Raw genomic sequence first — 20,172 nt, forward strand, 5'->3', positions numbered from 1 at the left:
CCATCCCGTCCTACTCAGAAGGGCGTCGGCCGTCGTCACGGACGTTGGACGGGTTGCGGTGGACGCTGGTTTACGCCTCGACGACGGCGTGGATAAGCGTACGGCAAAACCGTGTGGTCCTGGCACCCGTTGCAGGTGTCAAGCTGTCGGTAGGCGAGAGCTGAACGGCAGCGACGGAGTCAACCAAGAACTCGTCTCCGGGGAGATCACGGCATAAGCCGTAAAGCCATTGCGCCGGGAAGGCCGGGTGTTCTCCGCTGCCCTGTATGCTCGTGTGCAGCCTTTTTTGTGCAAACCGCACGCGGGACCGCGGGTGCAGCGCGCACCCGGTCTTCCCTGCGCCCTCTCATGAGAGGGCAAGGATTTCTGGCAAAGCTCGGGCGCCTGGCGCCGCGAGAATGCGAAACTGCGTCTTAAGCTGGCGACGGAAGATTCTCCGTCATCCTGAGGTGCGAGCGCAGCGAGCCTCGAAGGATAAATCGGCCACAGACGGGCCGTCGCCCTTCGAGGCGCGCAAGAGCGCGCACCTCAGGGTGACGGATTGGGATGAGCGGGAGCCGCATGATGCCAAAACCCACCAAATTCCAGGCTGGCGCCGATGGTTAATCGCGTCTTAACCTCGCCGTATCTATGGTGGTTTGATCCGCTTCCGGTCGCACCAATCGTCCCCCGACCGCAATTGAAAGTGTTGGCGTTTTAGACATGGCAATGACCGCCTCTTCCGGCGTGGCGCAGGGCGCCGGCAGTGTCCCCGCTGCCGGTCAGGCCGAGCGTTCGCCGTTTCTGCGGACGGCCGAGCTTCTGGCCCCCTATCAGCCCGGTAAGCCATTGATTGCATTATCGTTAGGCGAACCGCAGCATCCCGTCCCGAGCTTTGTCGGGCCGGTGCTGGCCAAGCACATCGCCGATTTCGGCCGCTACCCGATCGCCAAGGGCATCGAGCCATTCCGCCGGGCGGTCGCGAACTGGCTCTCGGCCCGGTTCCAACTGCCCCGGGCGATGGATCCCGAGAGCGAAATTCTGGTGCTGAACGGCAGCCGCGAGGGGCTGTTCTTCGCCGCGATCACGGCCGCGCGCTATGTCGGCCCCCGCAAGGGCCGGCCGGCGATCCTGATGCCGAACCCGTTCTATCCGGCCTATGGCGCCGGCGCGCGGGCCGCCAATTGCGAACCGATCTATCTGCCGACCACGCTCGCCAACGGCTTCCTGCCGGATCTCGATGCGCTCGATGAGGCAACGCTGGCGCGCACGGTTGCGATGTTCATCGCCTCGCCGGCCAATCCGCAAGGCTCCGTCGCCTCGCGCGACTACTTCACCCGTCTGGTGCAACTCGCCGATCGCTACGGCTTCATGATCCTGAGCGACGAGTGCTATTCGGAAATCTACACCAAACAGGCGCCGGGCAGCGTGCTCGAATGCGCAGGATCCGATTTCAGCAACGTCGTGGCGTTTCAATCGCTGTCGAAGCGCTCGAACCTGCCGGGCATGCGCGTCGGCTTCGCGGCCGGCGACAAGAAATTTCTCAGCGTCTTTCACGAGCTGCGCAATGTCGCCGCTCCGCAGGTGCCGGTGCCGCTGCAGCACGTCGCGGTCGCCGCCTATAGCGACGAGGCGCATGTCGAGGAAAACCGCCGGCTTTACCGCATCAAGTTCGATCTCGCCGATCAGATCCTCGGCAATCGCTACGGCTACATCAGACCCGCCGGCGGCTTTTGCGTCTGGCTCGATGTGTCGGACCGTGGCGGCGACGAGACTGCAACGGTGCAGCTCTATCGCGATGCCGGCGTGCGCGTGATCCCCGGAACCTATTTGTCGCGTCCGCAAAACGACGGCAGCAATCCTGGCGCCGGCTATATCCGCCTGGCGCTGGTATCGGACAGTGAATCAACGGCCGAGGCGTTGCACCGCCTGGTCGAAACTTTGGCTTAATCGCAGGGCCCCATGAGCATGCCAGCGATCGAACGTGTCATTCCCCTGGTCGGCCATCTGCCGGCCTCGATCCGCGACGCGCTGGCGCGGCGCCTGCGGGAGGTCGCAGGCCTGTGCCTGATCGCGATCTCCGGCGTCGCCGCCGCCGCGCTGATGACGTGGTCGGTGCAGGATCCAAGTTTGAGCCACGCGACCTCGCGTGCGATACGCAACGTTCTCGGATATCCCGGCGCGATCGGCGCCGATCTGTTGATGCAGATTCTCGGCCTTGGGGCGATCATGCTGATCCTGCCCGTCGCGGTGTGGGGTTGGCGCATGCTGACCCATCGCACCTTCGACCGCGAAGCGTTGCGTCTGGCCTGCTGGATCCTCTGCACCATCATTGCGGCAGGCTTTGCCAGCTGCTGGCCGAACGGCGGCGCATGGCCGCTGCCGACCGGGCTTGGCGGCGTTGTCGGCGATGCGCTGGTGCGTGCGCCGGCCGTAATCTTCGGGCCCGCCGGTTTCATCTATCGCCTGGTGCTCGGCATCATCCTGTTCGCGGCGATGTGCGCCACCTTCCTGTTTGCGAGCGGCTGGGGTTCGCGTCCGCGCGACGATGAAGAGCTGACACCGATCGAGGACGACGACGCGCCGTTCGAGGAAGAGCGCGATCGCAGCTCGGTCTCGCTCGGCTGGGTCTATCATGCCCTGATGAGCGCCAAGGCCCGGCTCGGCTGGCTGATGTCGACGGCCTATCGTTCACTGGTCGCAAGCGCGCCGCAGCCCCGTACCGCCTCGTTCGAACGGCAGGAGCCCAGTCTCGGAGGCCGGACGGCGCCGTCGATTGCCCCGCAAGCAGAGGAAGAAGACGAGCACGAGGAAGAGGAAGAAGACGAGGAAGAGGAAGCCCCGGTCGCCCGCGCCCCGCGCAAGAAGGCAGCAGCGCCAAAAGCATCGACACGCAAAGACAAGTTCGAACTGCCCGCGGTCTCGATGCTCACGGCACCAAAGGCATCCGATCGCCAGCCGCTCAGCAAGAGCGAACTGGAAGCCAATTCGCGCGCGCTGGAAGGCGTGCTCGGCGACTTCGGCGTCCGCGGCGAGATCGTCAAGGCCAATCCCGGCCCTGTCGTGACACTGTACGAACTCGAGCCCGCGCCCGGCATCAAATCCTCGCGCGTCATCGGCCTCGCCGACGACATCGCCCGCTCGATGAGCGCGCTGTCGGCACGCGTCGCCGTGGTGGCCGGCCGCAACGCCATCGGCATCGAATTGCCGAACGCGCACCGCGAAAAGGTCTATCTGCGCGAGCTGCTGTCGCTGAAGGACGAGTCGCACGCCAAACTGCCGCTCTGCCTCGGCAAGAATATCGGCGGCGAATCCATCATCATCGACCTGGCGCGCACGCCGCATATGCTGATCGCCGGCACCACCGGCTCCGGCAAATCGGTCGCCATCAACACCATGATCCTCAGCCTGGTCTACCGGCTGCGGCCGGATCAGTGCCGGCTGATCATGGTCGATCCCAAAATGCTCGAACTCTCCGTCTATGACGGCATCCCGCATCTGCTGACGCCCGTCGTGACCGACCCGAAGAAGGCCGTGGTCGCGCTGAAATGGGCGGTGCGCGAGATGGAAGAGCGCTACAAGAAGATGTCCAAGCTCGGCGTCCGCAACATCGACGGCTACAACCAGCGTCTCGTCGAAGCCAAGGGCAAGGGCGAGGAGCTGACGCGCACGGTGCACACCGGCTTCGACAAGGAAAGCGGCAAGGCGATCTACGAGGACGAAAAGCTCGACCTCGAACCGCTGCCCTACATCGTCATCATCGTCGACGAAATGGCCGACCTGATGATGGTGGCCGGCAAGGACATCGAAGGCGCGGTGCAGCGGCTGGCGCAGATGGCGCGCGCCGCGGGCCTGCACGTGATCCTCGCCACGCAGCGTCCCTCGGTCGACGTCATCACCGGCACCATCAAGGCGAACTTCCCGACCCGCATCGCGTTTCAGGTCACGTCGAAAATCGACAGCCGCACCATTCTCGGCGAAATGGGCGCCGAGCAACTGCTCGGCCAGGGCGACATGCTCTATATGGCGGGTGGCGGACGCATCAGCCGCGTGCATGGCCCGTTTGCCTCCGACGAGGAAGTCGAAAAGGTCGTGCGCCATCTCAAGACGCAGGGCCAGCCTGAATATCTCGAGGCGGTTACGGCGGAAGAACCTGCCGAGGGCGAGGACGGCGCGGTATTCGATTCCACCGGTATGGGTGGCGACGGCGGCGGCGACCTGTTCCAGCAGGCCGTGGCGATCGTCAAGCGCGACCGCAAGGCCTCGACCTCCTACATTCAACGCCGGCTGCAAATCGGCTACAACCGCGCGGCGTCATTGATGGAGCGGATGGAACTCGAAGGCATCGTCGGGCAGGCCAACCACGCCGGCAAACGCGAAATTCTTGTCGAGGAAGAAGAGAGCGGTTTCTAGAGCGATTTCAAGAGAATGGGCCCCCTAACGAATTAAATTTGGCGTAATAATTCTCACGGAAAAACGATATCTCCTTTGGTCGAAAGCGCGATAAAACCACCGGCAGTGGGACGATCCGTTGAATAGAGATTCGAAATATCTGATGACACACTACCTTACCCATCGCGGCGTCCGTTACGGACTGGCGCTTGTGATCGCCATATCCGTTGCCGGCGCAGCGACATCAGGCTTTTCGCAGAACGTTCCGGTTCCAAAGCCCGCACCCAAGGCCCGCGACGGCGGCGTGCAGATGAGCGCGCAGGATTCGCAAAAAGGTCCGGCGACGACAGGTGCGACCCAGGCGCCGCCAAAGACAGGAACGACCCAGGCGCCGCCGAACCCGGTCATCCCCGATCGAAATCGCAATGTGCCCGCCAATATTTTCGCGACCTTCGATGCCAACCAGAAGGCGCAGGCCGCCAGGGTGAGTTCGTATCTGTCGTCGCTGCAGACGCTGGTCGGGAATTTCGTCCAGGTCGGGCCGGACGGCAGCAAGACCAAGGGCGACTTCGTGATCCAGAAGCCGGGCAAGGTGCGCTTCGAATATGACGCGCCGAGCCAGATCGCGATCGTCGCCGACGGATCGTCGCTCGCCGTGCGCGACAAGAAGCTCGCGACCCAGGACATCTATCCGTTGTCGCAGACGCCGCTCCGGTTCCTGCTGTCGGACCGTATCGATCTGTTGAAGGATACCAACGTCGTCAGCGTCACCGCCGATGACGTCTTCATCAGCGTCACCATCGAGGAGAAGCAGGCGCTGATCGGCACCAGCCGGTTGATGCTGATGGTCGGCACCAAGGACGGCCAGCTCAAGCAATGGACCGTGACCGACCCGCAGGGCTACGACACCACGGTCGCGGTCTATAATCTGGATACCTCCAAGAAGGTCGACCCCGGCCTGTTCAAGATCGATTTCACCAATTATTCGGTGCCGCCAGGCTGAACATTCTTGATTAGGGGCAAAGGACGTGCGTCATCAGCCGCACGTCTTTTTCATTTCCGGACTTGCATGCGTTTTTCCCTGACAACGTGGAATATCAACTCGGTGCGCCTGCGCATCGACATCGTCGCCAAATTCCTCAAATCGGTACGGCCTGACGTCCTCTGCCTGCAGGAGACCAAATGCATCGACGATGCCTTCCCGCTGAAGCGCTTCAAGCGCCTCGGCTATGAGCATGTCGCGCTGAACGGGCAGAAGGGCTATCACGGCGTCGCCATCGTCTCGAAACTGCCGTTCGAGACCAAGGATATCCGCACCTTCTGCGACAACATCGATTCGCGGCACATCTCGGTGGCGTTCGGCGAAAAAGCCCAGCTCGCAAAGCCGCTGGTGCTGCATAATTTCTACGTCCCGGCCGGCGGCGACATCCCCGATCCCGCGCTGAATCCGAAATTCGATCACAAGCTGAAATTTCTCGACGAGATGAAAGCCTGCGAACCGCTGCATCCGCGCGGCGACGACCGGCATATCCTGGTCGGCGACCTCAACGTGGCGCCGCATGAGAACGACGTGTGGTCGCACAAGCAGCTGTTGAAGGTGGTCTCGCACACCCCGATCGAATGCGAAAAGCTGCTGGCGGCGCAGACCCATGGCGAATGGTTCGACGTCGCTCGGATGCGCATCCCGATGTCGGAGAAGGTCTATACGTGGTGGAGCTACCGCGCCGCCGACTGGACCGTCGGCGACCGCGGCCGCAGGCTCGACCACATCTGGGTTTCGCGGGCGCTGAAAGATGGCGTCAGTGATTTCCGCATCACCCGCGATGCCCGCGGCTGGGAGCGGCCGTCGGATCACGTGCCGGTGACGGTGACGCTGGAGGTGTGATGCCAGAGCGTTTTCGAGCGAAGTGGATACCGTTTCGCGTGAAGAAAACGCGTCAAACAAGAATACGATCAGGTAGAGAGCTTGGCGCCGGCCATCAATATGTCGCTGGCAAGCTGGCTGGTGCGGGTGGCGAGTTCGTCGCGCAGCGCCCGCGCCGCGGCAGGGTCGCTCTCGAGCACGCGCTGAAACAGGCTGCGCGACACCCGGATCACGGTGGAATTTTCGATCGCGATCGCGCTCGACGGCCGCTTCATCGCCACGATCAACGCCAGCTCACCGATCAGGGCACCGGGGCCTGCGATGATTTCAGCGCCGCCGTCCTCGACCCGGAACGCGCCGCGCTGCACGATATAGCCGGCATCCGCCTCGTCGCCGGCGTTGAACAACTGGTCGCCGCGGCCGAATTCGCGCTGCTCCGAGCCGATCGCCAGCATGCGCAGCGCCGTCGTTCCCAACAGGCGCAGTGTCGGGACGCGCTCAAGCAGAGCTACATCATCTTCGATCGACATACGGAACCGGTGATGCCCAGGGAGGTACGATTCGTGGGCCGAATCGTATCACGGCACCAGCTTGTAGCCACCGGCTTCCGTGACCAGGATCTCCGGATTGGCGGCATCTTTCTCGATCTTCTGCCGCAGCCTGTAGATGTGGGTTTCCAGGGTGTGGGTGGTGACACCCGAATTATAGCCCCAGACTTCCTGCAGCAGCGTCTCGCGCGACACCGGCATCTGGCCGGCCCGGTACAGGAAGCGCAGGATCGCGGTTTCCTTCTCGGTCAGCCGCACCTTCCGGGCGTTGGCGCCGGTCAGCATCTTGGAGCCGGGCCGGAAGCTGTAGGGGCCGACGGAGAACACCGCGTCCTCGCTGGCCTCGTGCTGGCGCAGTTGCGCCCGGATCCGGGCCAGCAGCACGGCGAACCGGAACGGCTTGGCGACGTAGTCATTGGCGCCGGATTCGAGGCCCAGAATGGTATCCGAATCGGTGTCGTGGCCGGTCAGCATGATGATCGGCGCCTTGAAGCCCCCCTTGCGCAGGGAGCGGACCACTTCGCGGCCGTCGGTATCGGGCAGGCCGACATCCATCAGCACCAGATCGGGGGAATTGGCCTTGGCCGCGCTGGCGCCCTTGGCGCCGGTATCGACCGCGGAGGCTTCGAACTCCTCATGCAGTGATAATTGCTCGACCAGCGTGTCGCGCAGATCGGTATCGTCATCCACGATCAGGATCTTGCGGGCATTGGCCATAGGTACGATCCTCTTGAGGCAGGCGGCGGACACAAGTGGGAGCGTCTCAAGCCGGTCTTGGTCGGTTGGTCGATGACGAAACTGGTTCGCGGGCGAACCTCGGCCATCGGGTACGGAATCAGGTAGGAGATTGTTACAATTTCACAAGGCGAACCGCAGTGTATCCCATATTCGAGGGGCTGTTGGATGAATGTCCTGTAATGGGCGTCAAATAGAGCAATTGCGGCCGGGGAGGCAACCCCAGGATTTGGACCTTTGGCATGGGAAGCACCAATTTTTCAATCACTTATGGGACAGAAGCGCGTGATCGGCCGCTCTCGGCGATCAGGGTTCACCGCGGCGCCGGCGACGCGCGCCGGGGCTGGCTGACGGCGGACGGCTGGACCGTCCCGGTGGCACTTGGTCGCGGCGGCATCCTCGCCAACAAGCGCGAAGGCGATGGCGGCACCCCGCGGGGCACCTACCGGCCACTGCAATTGTGGTGGCGCGCCGACCGCCACTCGCGCCCGCCAACCTTTCTGCCGGTCCGGCCAATCCGGCCCGAGGACGGCTGGTGCGAAGACCCGAAGGACCGTCACTACAACCAGCCGATACGGCTCATGCGTGACCAGACCGGCGACCGCCTCACACGCGACGATCACCTCTACGACTTCATCGTCGAGATCGATCACAACAGCGCGCCGCGGATTGCCGGCCGCGGCAGCGCGGTGTTCCTGCATCTGGCGCGCACGAATTTTTCCGCCACAGCAGGCTGCGTTTCGATGACAAAATCTGCGATGCTGCGGTTGCTGCGGCGGATGGGGCCGCAAACCAAAATTATTATTGGATGAACTTCATTTCAGGATGCGGGGATTATGCAGGACAGACATCAGATTGCGTCTGCATCGCAGACGTTGCACGGCCATTGGCGCGCCGGCACCAAGCTTGACGCGCTCGACAACTGGCTGCGGCCACAGGACCGCATCGAGGCCTATGCGATCCAGGCCGCGATCGAAAGATTTTCGACGACCCATCTGTTCGGCTGGAAGATCGCGGCCACCAGCGAGGCCGGGCAGAAACACATCAATGTCGACGGTCCGATGGCCGGACGCATTCTCGCCGAGACCGTGATCCCTGACGGCGGCACGGCTTCGATGGCCGGCAACGAAATGCGCGTTGCCGAGCCGGAATTCGCGTTTCGCATGCGCTACGATCTGCCGTCGCGATCGACGCCCTACACGGTGAGCCAGGTGCTCGATGCCGTGGACACGCTGCATCCGGCGATCGAGATTCCGGATTCGCGCTTTTCGGATTTCGTCAGCGCCGGCGACGCCCAGATCATCGCCGACAACGCCTGCGCGCATCTGTTCGTGCTTGGACCGGCCACGACAGCGGACTGGCGCGCGCGCGATCTGGTCGAGGAACGACCTGTCACCACGCTGCGCGGCCAGCAATTCGTCGGTCACGGCAAGAACGTGCTGGGCGATCCCCGGCTGGCGCTGACCTGGCTCGCCAACGAATTGCGCCAGCTCGGCGTGACACTGAAAGCGGGCCGGGTCGTCACTACAGGCACCTGCCATCCGCCGCTGCCGATCCAGGCGGGCGATTTCTGCGCGGTCGATTTCGGGGTGCTCGGGAAAGTGTCGGTGGGGTTCGAGTAGACGGCTTCACACTCGGTGTCGTCCCGGCGAAGGCCGGGACCCATAACCACCGCTATGTATTGTTTACGAAGTGTATCAACTCCGACCGTGCACCACCGAGAAGCCGCGGCGTATGGGTCCCGGCCTTCACCGGGACGACAAGTCAGCGATGCCCGAAAATCGCCGAGCCGACGCGGATATGCGTGGCGCCGAACTGGATCGCGATCGCAAAATCGGCGCTCATGCCCATCGACAGACTCTTCAAGCCGTTGCGCGCGGCGATCTTTGCTGTCAGCGCGAAATGCGGCGCCGGCGCCTGGTCGACCGGTGGAATGCACATCAATCCGGAAATCAGCAGGCCATACTTCTCCCGGCAGCTCGCAATGAACGCATCGGCCTCGCCGGGCGCGACGCCGGCCTTCTGCGGCTCCTCGCCGGTGTTGAGCTGGACGAACAATTCCGGCTGTTTTTTCTGGGAATTGATTTCCTTGGCTAACGCTTCGCAAATGCTCGGGCGGTCGACAGAATGAATGGCATCGAACAGCGCCACCGCCTCTTTCGCCTTGTTGGATTGCAGCGGCCCGATCAGATGCAGCGCCAGCCCCTGGTAAGCGGACATTAACCCAGACCATTTCGCTTTGGCTTCCTGCACGCGATTCTCGCCGAATACGCGCTGTCCGGCGTCGATAATGGGCGAAATCGCCGACGCGTCGAACGTCTTGGACACCGCGATCAATTGTACCGTCGCCCGATCGCGGCGCGCTTCCTTGCAAGCGCGCGCGATGTCCTGCTCCACCGTAGCAAGTCCGCCAGGTAAAGGTTCTGTTAGCGAGCTGGTCGTCGGAGGCGTCATGTGAATTATGGCTCGTACATTTACGGGATTTCCTTGGATTTTACCAAGTTCGGGAAGGGCTTTTTGAATCCTTCGCTTTACCCTGCCACGCGGGGTGGGGAACAAGATGTCTGCCGTTACTTTCAACCGCAACAGAGTGAAACTCAAGAAGCTTCTGGGGATCCGGACGCGGCTGGTGCTGCTGGCGTTGATCCTGGTGGCGCCCTTGATGCTGGAACGCGTCCGTTCGCTCGAACATGCCCGCTCCAAGCAAATCGCCCTTGCCACCGAAGAATTCCTCAACATCGCGCAGCATAGCGCCGATACCCAGCGCGAAGTCGTCTCCTCCGTCGAGACGATGCTGAAATCGGCGGCCTATATCCGCGCGTCCAGCGGCATCGGTCGCGGTTGCGAAATCCTGCGCGCCAGCCTGCCGAGCAACCTGCCCTGGATCCGCAGCATCATGATCGCGTCCAAGGACGGCCTCGTGCAGTGCTCGACCTTGAACATTCAGGTGGGACTGCAAATCGGCGACCGCGAATACTTCAAGAAGGCGCAGGCAAGCCGCGACTTCGTTTTCAGCGACTATCTGTTCGGCAAGACAAACGGGCGGCCGATGATGATGGCGGCCTATCCGGTGTCTGCCATCAATCCCGAGGAAGATGCCGTCGTCGTTGCCGGCATCAATATCGATTGGCTGTCGAAGATCATGACCAATCTCGGCGGGCGGCCGGGAATTTCGTCGTTGCTGGTCGACAGCGCCGGCGTCGTCCTCGCCGCGCCCACCGATCAGACCAGCATGATCGGCCGGCCGCTGGATTCGGTGCCGCTGATGTCCGCCGTGGCGGAGAAGGCCCTGAGCTCCGACGCACCGACCGGCTCGCTTTCATTCACCGCATCCGACGGCTCGAATCGCACGATCAGTTTCTCCCGCATTTCCGGAACGCAATCCCGCCTGATCGTCAGCATCGACGAAACCAGGGTGACCGCCGCGATCAATCGCGAGATCCGCACCGCCTATCTCCAATTGGGATTCGTCTGCCTGTTCGTGCTGCTGGGCGCGCTGATCGGCGCGGAAAAACTGATCATCAACCCGATCGAGGTGATGACCGGCATGGCCAAGCGCTTCGGCGAGGGCGACCGGTCGGCGCGCGTCGCGCGCAGCAAACTGCCTGCTGAATTCATGCCGCTGGCGCGCGCCTTCAACGCGATGGCCACCCAGCTCAGCCAGCGCGAGCGCGAGCTTCTCGCCAACAACGACCGCCTCACTGTGATCGCATCGATCGATATGCTGTCGGGTCTTGCCAACCGCCGCGGGTTTCAGAGCCGTCTGGATTTTGAGTGGATGAAGGCGCAGCAATACAACAGCCAATTGTCCCTGCTGATGATCGATGTCGATCACTTCAAGCTCTATAACGACACCTATGGCCACCCCGAGGGCGACGCCTGCCTCACCAGGCTCGGCGAAACGCTGGCCGGTATCGCCGCCGACACCATGGGTTTTGCCGGCCGCTATGGCGGCGAGGAATTCTGCCTGCTGCTGCCGAACACCGATTCGCTGAAAGCACTGGCGATCGGCGAGATGGTGCGCAACGCGGTGCTGGACCTGAAAATACCGCACCACACCAGCAGCCATCACACCGTCACCGTGAGCATCGGTGTGGCCGGCACGCTGCCGCACGACGCGCTGCGCCCGGGCGACCTGATCGAAGCTGCCGATGCCGCCCTCTACGCCGCCAAGCACCGCGGCCGCAACACCGTGGTCGAGCATGGATTTGCGAAGATGGTGGATCAGGCCGGGATGGCGCTGGCGGGTTAGCCCGCCACCCGCTGCTCAGGCACGAGTTCGGCCTCGCTGACGACCCGGTTGCGGCCGGTCTTCTTGGCCTGATAGAGCGCGCGGTCGCAGCGCTCGATCAGGTCGGCCATCGATTCGCCGCCCTGGAACTGGGCCACGCCGATGGAGATGGTGATGCCGGGCAGCGCTTCGCCGGTCGAACGGCGGGAGATGTGGCATTCGGCAACCAGACGCCGGATGCGTTCCGCAATCGTGGCAGCCGTCGTCAGGCCAGCGTTCGGCAGGATGACGATCAGCTCCTCGCCGCCGTAGCGCGCCGGCAAATCGATGTCCCGCACGGCCTCGCGCAACACCTTCGCCATCAGGCGCAGCACCTGGTCGCCGACCCCATGGCCGAACTCGTCGTTGAAGCGCTTGAAGTGATCGATATCGATCAGAAGCGCACTCACCGGATCGTCCTGTTCCATCGCCGCGAGCTGAGTCTTGCGGAAGAACTCCTCCAGCGCCCGGCGGTTCGGCAGGCCGGTCAGCGTGTCAGTCTTGGCCCGCTCCTCGGACTTGACCAGGGAATCGCGGATCGTCGCCAGTTCGCGTGATTTCTCGACAAAGCTGACTTCGAGCTTGGTGGCGCGCGTCGTCGCCTTGGCGAGTTCGCCCATCAGGCTCTCGATCAGCTGCTTGGGATCGACGCCGGCCTCGGTCCGCTCGGTGACATCGTTGATGGCAGCCATTTGCGTGCGGTTGTCGGCGATCGCCGCGGTCAGGAACTGCTTGGCCGACGCCATCACCGAATGCAATTGCTGGGAGACTTCATAGGCCACGGCCTCGTCGGCGGCTTTGGTCCCGATATAGCTCTCATAGATTTCGCGATTGGTCTGGGCGTCGAATTTGCGCTTGTTGCCGATCAGGATATCGATCGCTCGCTTCAGCACCGGCGGCGTGCCGAGCGTATAATTGAACCAGACATGGAAATTGTTCGGCGTCAGCGGCACGCGGTGCTCGGCCATTGAGCGCATGGCCGCTTCAGCGACCGACGTCGCGTACTCGAAATCGAGCTCGTCGAATCCCGCGGTCACGGCTTTGATGGCTTCCTACCGGTGAATTGGTGCTCTTTTCATAGGCAGGTTCCCACGAATTCGTTAAATGCCCCTCAACCGACCCGCCGGCAATGCGGCGCCAGACGCCCCCGGGGGCCTGTCGATCTGCGCCAACCCGTTGACCCCGCAACCGCTTTTGTGGCCTAGTCCGCCGTCTTTCAGACGGCCCCGAATCCATAAAAGCCCAGCGATTCCATGACCTCCGCACGCTATAACGCCCGTGACTCCGAGCCGCGCTGGCAACGCCAGTGGGACCAGAAGGCGATCTTCGCCTCCAAAAACGACGATTCCCGGCCGAAATATTACGTCCTCGAGATGTTCCCCTACCCGTCCGGGCGCATCCATATCGGGCATGTCCGCAACTACACGCTGGGCGACGTGCTGGCGCGGTTCATGCGCGCCAAGGGGTTCAACGTGCTGCACCCGATGGGCTGGGACGCGTTCGGGCTGCCGGCCGAAAACGCCGCGATCGAGCGCAAGGTCGCGCCCAAGGCCTGGACCTACGACAACATCGCCGCGATGAAGAAGCAGCTGCAGTCGATCGGACTGTCGCTCGACTGGAGCCGGGAATTCGCGACCTGCGACCCCAGCTACTACAAGCATCAGCAGAAGATGTTTCTCGACATGCTGCGCGCCGGTCTCGCCGAGCGCGAGAAGCGCAAGCTCAACTGGGACCCGGTCGACATGACCGTGCTCGCCAACGAGCAGGTGATCGACGGCCGCGGCTGGCGTTCCGGCGCCGTGGTCGAACAGCGCGAGATGAGCCAGTGGGTCTTCAAGATCACGAAGTACTCGCAGGAACTGCTGGACGCCCTGGATGGGCTGGATCGCTGGCCCGACAAGGTGCGGCTGATGCAGCGCAACTGGATCGGCCGCTCCGAGGGCCTCCTGGTGCGCTTCGCGCTGGATGTGGCAACGACGCCGGCCGGCGAGTCTGAGCTGAAGATTTTCACGACGCGACCCGACACGCTGTTCGGCGCCAAGTTCATGGCGATCGCGGCCGACCATCCGCTGGCGATCGCGGCGGCGGCGAAGAATCCCAAGCTCGCGGAGTTCGTCGCCGAGGTCAAACGCATCGGCACCGCCCAGGAAATCATCGACACCGCCGAAAAGCAGGGTTTCGACACCGGCATCCGCGCCGTGCACCCGTTCGACCCGAACTGGAAGCTGCCGGTCTACGTCGCCAACTTCGTGCTGATGGAATACGGCACCGGCGCCATCTTCGGCTGCCCCGGGCACGATCAGCGCGATCTCGATTTCGTCAATAAATATGCGCTCGGCGTCACGCCGGTCGTGTGTCCGGAAGGCCAGGATCCAAAGACGTTCGTGATCACCGACACCGCCTATGACGGTGACGGCCGCATGATCAATTCGCGCTTCCTCGATGGCATGACCATCGAGCAGGCCAAGGAAGAGGTCGCAAAGCGGCTGGAAAGCGAACTGCGCGGCAACATGCCGGTGGCTGAGCGGCAGGTGAACTTCCGCCTGCGCGACTGGGGCATTTCGCGCCAGCGCTATTGGGGCTGCCCGATCCCGGTGATCCACTGCCCGAAATGCGATGTGGTGCCGGTGCCGGACAGCGACTTGCCGGTGGTGCTGCCGGAGGATGTGACCTTCGACAAGCCCGGCAACGCGCTCGACCATCATCCGACCTGGAAGCACGTCGCCTGCCCGAAATGCGGTGGCAAAGCCCAGCGCGAAACCGACACCATGGACACCTTCGTGGATTCGTCCTGGTATTTCGCGCGCTTCACCGATCCCTGGAACGAGAACGCTCCGACCACGCCTGATGTCGTGAACCGGATGTTGCCGATCGACCAGTATATCGGCGGTGTCGAGCACGCGATCCTGCATCTGCTGTACAGCCGCTTCTTCACCCGCGCGATGAAGGCGACCGGCCACATCGGCATGGACGAGCCGTTCGCCGGCATGTTCACGCAGGGCATGGTGGTGCACGAGACTTACCAGAAGGCCGATGGCTCTTACGTCACGCCCGCCGAGGTGAAGGTCGAGACCGGCGGCAATGGCAAGCGCGCCCTGCTGCTGACGACGGGTGAAGAGATCACCATCGGCGCGATCGAGAAGATGTCGAAGTCGAAGAAGAACACCGTCGACCCCGACGACATCATCGCCACCTATGGCGCCGACGTCGCGCGCTGGTTCATGCTGTCGGACTCACCGCCCGATCGCGACGTGATCTGGAGCGACGAGCGCGTGCAGGGCGCCTCCCGCTTCGTGCAGCGGCTGTGGCGGCTGGTCAACGAATCGGCCGAGATCGCCAAAGCGGCCCCGGCCGCCCGGCCGGCCTCGTTCGGCGACGACGCGCTGGGCCTGCGCAAGGCGGCCCATGGCGCGCTGGACAAGGTCTCGAACGGCATCGAGCGGCTGCATTTCAACGTCTGCCTCGCCCATATCCGCGAATTCACCAATGCCCTGGCCGAGGTGCTGGGGCGCGAGGGGCAGCCGGCGCCGGACCTGAGTCCAGATCTTTCTTGGTCGGTCCGGGAGGCCGCGGTCATCCTCGTTCAACTGTTCGCGCCCATGATGCCCCATCTGGCCGAGGAGTGCTGGACGGTGCTGGGGCAATCCGGGCTGATTTCGGAGGCCAATTGGCCCCAAATCGAACGCGATTTGCTGGTTGAAGACACCGTGACGCTGGTGGTTCAGGTCAATGGCAAAAAACGGGGTGATGTAACCGTGCCACGGGGCGCCCAAAATCCGGAAATTGAGGCTGCCGTTCTGGCCCTTGATGCGGTAAAACTGGCGCTGGACGGCAAGGCCGTCCGCAAGGTGATTGTTGTTCCCATGAGGATCGTGAATGTCGTTGGGTAGGACCCGGATCGCCGCTCGGCTGCTGGCCGTTGTCGCTCTGGCGGCGCTGACGGCCGGCTGTTTTCAGCCGATGTATGCCGAACGCGCCGACGGCTCGCCCGGCCTGCGCGAAAAGCTGATGGGTGTGGAAGTCCCGCCCGTCGACAAGAACAACGCCTCCCGCGAGGCCCGCATCCAGGTCGAAATCCGCAACCAGCTGGCATTCAAGCTTTATGGCAATGCGACCGGCATGCCGCCGACCCATCGGCTGGTGCTGCGGTTCTCCACCACCCGCTCGTCGCTGATACTCGATCCGACCACCGCGCTGCCGTCGAGCGAGAATTACGGCATCGACGCGCAGTACAATCTGATCGATCTGGCGACGAACAAATCTGTCATGACCGGCTCGACCTTCTCCCGCGTGTCCTATGACATCCCGGGCCAGATGCAGCGTTTCGCCCGCGCCCGCGCCTTCCGCGACGCCGAGGACCGCTCCGCCAATGAGATCGCGGAAAACATCCAGACCCGCCTGGCGTCGTTCTTCGTCGCCGGCACCTAAGAGCCCGTCATTCCGGGGCGCGCGTTAGCGCGAACCCGGAATCTCGAGATTCCGGGTCTGGTCCTTCGGACCATCCCGGAATGACGGAACCAACTCCAAAAAGGGTTTGTTGTGGTCGCGCTTCGCGGAAAAGAAATCGACGCTTTTCTCGCCCGGCCTGATTCCGGCCGTCCCATCATTCTGCTGTACGGCCCGGACGCCGGCCTGGTGCGTGAGCGCGCCGACGCGCTGCTGGCGTCCGCGGTCGACGATCCCAACGACCCATTCTCGATGGTGCGGCTGGACGGCGACGAGCTGTCGGCCGAGCCGTCGCGGCTGGTCGATGAAGCGATGACGGTGCCGCTGTTCGGCGGCCGCCGCGCCATCCGCGTGCGTGCCGGCTCGCGCAGTTTTGCTGGCGGCATCGACACGCTGGCGGAGATGCCGCTCAAGGATTGTCGCATCGTGATCGAGGCCGGCGAACTCCGGCCGGAATCGCCGCTGCGCAAGGCCTGCGAGCGCGCCAAGACCGCGGTCGCGATCGCCTGCTATCCCGACACCGAACGCGACCTCGCCAAGCTGATCGACGACGAATTGCGGCCCTCCAACCTGCGCATCGCGCCCGACGCCCGCGCCGTGTTGACCGCACTGCTCGGCGGTGACCGGCAGGCCTCGCGCAACGAATTGCGCAAGCTCGCGCTCTACGCCCATGGCCAGGGCGAGGTGTCGATCGACGACGTGATGGCGGTTGTCGCGGACGCGTCCGAGCTGAAGCTCGACCCGATCGTCGACGGCGCGTTTGCGGGAAAGCCTGATCTGGTCGAAAGCGAATTCGCCAAAGCCATGATCGCCGGCACCTATCCCGGCGTGATCATTTCGGCAGCCCAACGCCAGGCCGCATGGCTGCACAAATCGGCGCTTGCGGTGGCCGAGGGCACGCCGGTCTCGACGTTGCTGGAGAGCGGGTATCCGCGGCTGCATTTTTCGCGCAAGGGCGCGGTTGAAGTAGCATTGCGGAATTTCAGCGCCGCGCGGCTGGTCGCGATTATCGACCAGCTCGCGACCGCCGCATTCGACATGCGCAAACAGGCCACGCTGGCAGCCGCGATCGCGCAACGCACGCTGTTGTCGATCGCGGCGAACGCGAAACGGCGGGGGTGAGTACTCTTCGTCGTCCCTGCGAACGCAGGGACCCATACGCCGCAGCCGTAGTTGTTTTGAAAAGAACGACAACGACCAGCGGGTAAAACAATGACCGCTGGTGGTTATGGGTCCCGGCTCAAGGCCGGGACGACGAAAATAATATCGAGCGCTCCGTTCAACCGCTCGCCAGCCGCCGCATCACTTCGTCGAGCTGCTCGAGGTTGCGGTAGCTGATCTGGACGCTGCCGCCGGGATCGCGGTGGTTGACGGTCACGGCCAGCCCAAGCGCGTCGCTGACGCGTTTCTCCAACGCTATCGTATCGGGGTCTTTGGTCTTGCCGCCGCTGCGGGCTTTCTGCGGCTTGCGCTCCGGCACGCCTTCTTCATGCGCCAGCGCTTCGGCCTGGCGGACGTTGAGGCCTTCGGCGACGATGCGCTTTGCGGAGGCAAGCGGATCCGGCACGCCGATCAACGCGCGGGCGTGGCCGGCGGACAATTCGCCGTTAGCGATGAGGGCTTGCACTTCCGCCGGCAGCTTCGTCAGCCGCATCATGTTGGCGACATGGCTGCGGCTCTTGCCGACCTCCTTGGCGATCTCTTCCTGGCTGCGTTTGAATTCTTCCGCGAGCGCGTGATAGCCCTGCGCCTCTTCCATCGCATTGAGGTCTTCGCGCTGCACGTTCTCGATGATCATGATCTCGAGCGCGTCGCTGTCGCTGACCTCGATCGGCACGATCGGCACTTCATGCAGCCCGGCCAGTTGCGAGGCGCGCCAGCGGCGTTCGCCGGCGATGATCTCGTAGCGATCAGCAACGCCCTTCACCGGACGCACCACGATCGGCTGGATCACGCCATGCTGCTTGACCGAAGCAGCGAGCTCACCGAGTTCGGCATCGGCAAACGTCCGGCGCGGGTTGCGCGGATTTGCCTTTAGAAATTCGATCGGCACCTTGCGCTGATTGCGCGGGCGTTCGACGTGCGCGGCCTCCCCGCCGACATCGCCGATCAGACTTGCAAGACCGCGGCCCAGTCGCGAACGCGCTTCGTCGGCCATCGCCAGCTCCCTTGGATTCACGCAACTTACTCCGAAATTAGAAACTGTGTTTCTTGATGGGTAGAGCGCAGCGAAACCCATCATCTCGATCGTATATGTGGCGGTGGGTTTCGCTGCGCTCTACCCACCCTACGATTTCGCGCTAATGCGTTCGCAGCTCACGCTCGCGCTGGATCACCTCGGTTGCGAGTTTCAGATACGCATCGCTGCCGACGCATTTGAGATCGTAAACCAGGACCGGCTTGCCATAGGACGGCGCCTCGGAGATGCGCACGTTGCGCGGGATCATGGTGTTGTAGACCTTGGCGCCCATGAACTGACGGACGTCAGCGACGACCTGGTTCGACAAATTGTTGCGCGAGTCGAACATGGTCAGCACGATGCCGTGGATCGACAGGGTAGGATTCAACGTCGAGCGCACCTGCTCCACGGTCTGCAGCAATTGCGACAGACCTTCGAGCGCGAAGAACTCGCATTGCAGCGGCACCAGGATCGCGTCGGATGCCGCCATCGCATTGACGGTGAGGAGGTTGAGCGACGGCGGGCAGTCGATCAGCACATAGGTGTAATCGGAGTCGGGCGCCGCGTTGCTGTTCAGCGCCGCGATGGCGTCGCGCAGCCGGAAGGCGCGGCCGGGCGTCGATCCCAGCTCCAATTCGAGGCCCGACAGATCCATGGTGGAAGCCGCGATATGCAGACGCGGTACGGCGGTCACAACGACAGCTTCGCGCAGCGGGGCTTCGCCGATCAGCACATCGTAGGTTGAGCAGTTGCGGTTGCGGCGATCGATGCCGAGGCCGGTGGAGGCGTTGCCCTGGGGATCGAGGTCGACGATCAGCACACGCTCGCCAATCGCAGCGAGTGCGGTGCCAAGATTGATCGCGGTGGTAGTTTTGCCGACGCCGCCCTTCTGGTTGGCGAGCGACAATATGCGCGGATGGGCTGCCGGTGTAGGCGCCTTATCCTCTTGATATACTTCATCAATCACGGTCATACCCGGTACCCATCGCGGAAGTTCCGCGTCGCTCGATGCGGTCGAGTTCGACGATCCAGCCTTGTCCGCCCGTGCGGCTGGAATGAAGTTGCGGCTCAATATTCCAATATTTAGTGGCTTCGGTCAATTCAGCCTCTACATCTTGGCCCTTTAGAAATAACGCTTTTGCGCCCTTTCCTATCAGCGGTTCCGCGAAACCGATGAGCTGATGTAACGGAGCCAGCGCCCGCGCAGTGACGCAATCGACAGGGCCGGTGATTCTATCCACGATATCCCCGATGTCAGCGAGATGCACGGTCCCGGCCGCCGAGGTCACACGAATTGCTTCGCGCAGGAACGCGGCTTTCTTGGCGTTGCGTTCGACCAGCTGAATATTGGCGCCCGGCGTCTCGGCCAGAGCGCAGGCGAGGACCACACCCGGAAAGCCGCCACCGCTGCCGAGATCGACCCACCTCGTTGCAGTGGGGGCCAAGCTCAGGAGCTGTAGCGAGTCGGCGATATGGCGGGTCCAGAGATGTGGAAGTGTCGATGGCGCCACCAGGTTTGTTTTGGCCTGCCATTCCCGGAGCAGATCGACATAGCGATCCAGCCGCGCCTCTGTTTCACGTGAAACGGGGGTGAGGGCGAGGGCGGAAGCTTTGTCGGAGGTCGTCATCTATTTCGGTTGTTTGAGCTTTAGCGATTCGCGTGGACTCTGGTCCAGCCAAGGCTGTCATTGCGAGCGAAGCGAAGCAATCCATACTGAGCCCGCGACGCGCATAGATTGCCGCGTCGCTTCGCTCCTCG

The 20,172-nt window shown here is 63.2% G+C and carries 17 protein-coding genes; 10 read left to right on the forward strand and 7 right to left on the reverse strand.

The genetic code is table 11. The features are described 5' to 3' along the window. Positions 1-702: 702 nt before the first annotated feature. The 4 genes from JQ629_RS31625 to JQ629_RS31640 all read left to right on the forward strand — a co-directional run bounded on the left by JQ629_RS31625 (position 703) and on the right by JQ629_RS31640 (position 6,256). The gene (locus JQ629_RS31625; protein WP_212415944.1) at positions 703-1,929 is read left to right on the forward strand and encodes an aminotransferase class I/II-fold pyridoxal phosphate-dependent enzyme; all 1,227 of its coding nucleotides are present in this window, start codon (positions 703-705) and stop codon (positions 1,927-1,929) included. Positions 1,930-1,941: 12 nt separating this feature from the next. After that, positions 1,942-4,392 carry a DNA translocase FtsK gene (locus JQ629_RS31630; RefSeq protein WP_212415945.1) on the forward strand — a complete coding sequence of 817 codons (2,451 nt, stop codon included), beginning with the start codon at positions 1,942-1,944 and terminating at the stop codon, positions 4,390-4,392. 142 nt (positions 4,393-4,534) lie between these two features. Then, a complete protein-coding gene (locus JQ629_RS31635; protein WP_212415946.1) occupies positions 4,535-5,374 on the forward strand; it encodes an outer membrane lipoprotein carrier protein LolA in 840 nt (279 codons plus the stop codon). A 66-nt stretch (positions 5,375-5,440) separates the two neighbouring features. After that, entirely contained in the window at positions 5,441-6,256 is an 816-nt protein-coding gene (locus tag JQ629_RS31640; RefSeq protein WP_212415947.1) for an exodeoxyribonuclease III, read from the forward strand. A gap of 68 nt (positions 6,257-6,324) precedes the next feature. On the opposite strand, the gene JQ629_RS31645 is transcribed toward JQ629_RS31640, so the two are convergent. Further along, positions 6,325-6,765: a Crp/Fnr family transcriptional regulator gene (locus JQ629_RS31645; protein ID WP_212264168.1), complete on the reverse strand. Its 441-nt coding sequence runs from the start codon at positions 6,763-6,765 to the stop codon at positions 6,325-6,327. Between the two features lie 48 nt (positions 6,766-6,813). Next, the gene (locus tag JQ629_RS31650; protein WP_044539278.1) at positions 6,814-7,500 is read right to left on the reverse strand and encodes a response regulator transcription factor; all 687 of its coding nucleotides are present in this window, start codon (positions 7,498-7,500) and stop codon (positions 6,814-6,816) included. A 260-nt stretch (positions 7,501-7,760) separates the two neighbouring features. Between JQ629_RS31650 and JQ629_RS31655 the strand changes: the two genes are divergently transcribed. Continuing rightward, positions 7,761-8,330 (forward strand): L,D-transpeptidase family protein, encoded by a 570-nt coding sequence (locus JQ629_RS31655; protein ID WP_212415948.1) that lies wholly within the window; start codon positions 7,761-7,763, stop codon positions 8,328-8,330. 24 nt (positions 8,331-8,354) lie between these two features. Continuing rightward, the gene (locus tag JQ629_RS31660; RefSeq protein ID WP_212415949.1) at positions 8,355-9,140 is read left to right on the forward strand and encodes a 2-keto-4-pentenoate hydratase; all 786 of its coding nucleotides are present in this window, start codon (positions 8,355-8,357) and stop codon (positions 9,138-9,140) included. Between the two features lie 142 nt (positions 9,141-9,282). Here the strand turns inward: JQ629_RS31660 and JQ629_RS31665 are convergent, their stop codons facing one another. After that, on the reverse strand, positions 9,283-9,972 hold the full coding sequence (locus JQ629_RS31665) for a YggS family pyridoxal phosphate-dependent enzyme (protein WP_212415950.1): 690 nt from the start codon (positions 9,970-9,972) through the stop codon (positions 9,283-9,285). A gap of 106 nt (positions 9,973-10,078) precedes the next feature. Between JQ629_RS31665 and JQ629_RS31670 the strand changes: the two genes are divergently transcribed. Next, a complete protein-coding gene (locus JQ629_RS31670) occupies positions 10,079-11,770 on the forward strand; it encodes a sensor domain-containing diguanylate cyclase (RefSeq protein ID WP_212415951.1) in 1,692 nt (563 codons plus the stop codon). Here the strand turns inward: JQ629_RS31670 and JQ629_RS31675 are convergent. Continuing rightward, positions 11,767-12,756, reverse strand: coding sequence for a GGDEF domain-containing protein (locus tag JQ629_RS31675; protein WP_212415975.1), 990 nt, complete (start codon positions 12,754-12,756; stop codon positions 11,767-11,769). The genes JQ629_RS31670 and JQ629_RS31675 overlap by 4 nt on opposite strands. Before the next feature lie 285 nt (positions 12,757-13,041). On the opposite strand from JQ629_RS31675, the gene leuS reads away from it, so the two are divergent. The 3 genes from leuS (at position 13,042) to holA (ending at position 17,356) form a co-directional block, all read left to right on the forward strand. Beyond that, a complete protein-coding gene (gene leuS, locus JQ629_RS31680; RefSeq protein ID WP_212415952.1) occupies positions 13,042-15,678 on the forward strand; it encodes a leucine--tRNA ligase in 2,637 nt (878 codons plus the stop codon). Continuing rightward, complete coding sequence (locus JQ629_RS31685; protein ID WP_212415953.1) at positions 15,665-16,216, forward strand: LPS assembly lipoprotein LptE; 552 nt, start codon at positions 15,665-15,667, stop codon at positions 16,214-16,216. Before leuS ends, JQ629_RS31685 begins: the two co-directional genes overlap by 14 nt. Before the next feature lie 111 nt (positions 16,217-16,327). Next, positions 16,328-17,356 (forward strand): DNA polymerase III subunit delta, encoded by a 1,029-nt coding sequence (gene holA, locus JQ629_RS31690; protein WP_212415954.1) that lies wholly within the window; start codon positions 16,328-16,330, stop codon positions 17,354-17,356. A 157-nt stretch (positions 17,357-17,513) separates the two neighbouring features. On the opposite strand, the gene JQ629_RS31695 is transcribed toward holA, so the two are convergent. The 3 genes from JQ629_RS31695 to rsmG all read right to left on the reverse strand — a co-directional run bounded on the left by JQ629_RS31695 (position 17,514) and on the right by rsmG (position 20,041). After that, positions 17,514-18,392, reverse strand: a complete 879-nt coding sequence (locus tag JQ629_RS31695; RefSeq protein ID WP_212415955.1) for a ParB/RepB/Spo0J family partition protein — start codon at positions 18,390-18,392, stop codon at positions 17,514-17,516. A gap of 142 nt (positions 18,393-18,534) precedes the next feature. Further along, entirely contained in the window at positions 18,535-19,386 is an 852-nt protein-coding gene (locus JQ629_RS31700) for a ParA family protein (RefSeq protein WP_212264159.1), read from the reverse strand. Then, the gene (rsmG, locus tag JQ629_RS31705) at positions 19,373-20,041 is read right to left on the reverse strand and encodes a 16S rRNA (guanine(527)-N(7))-methyltransferase RsmG (protein ID WP_212415956.1); all 669 of its coding nucleotides are present in this window, start codon (positions 20,039-20,041) and stop codon (positions 19,373-19,375) included. Before rsmG ends, JQ629_RS31700 begins: the two co-directional genes overlap by 14 nt. Positions 20,042-20,172: the final 131 nt, after the last annotated feature.

This window comes from Bradyrhizobium sp. AUGA SZCCT0222, from assembly GCF_018130205.1.
Lineage (GTDB): Bacteria > Pseudomonadota > Alphaproteobacteria > Rhizobiales > Xanthobacteraceae > Bradyrhizobium.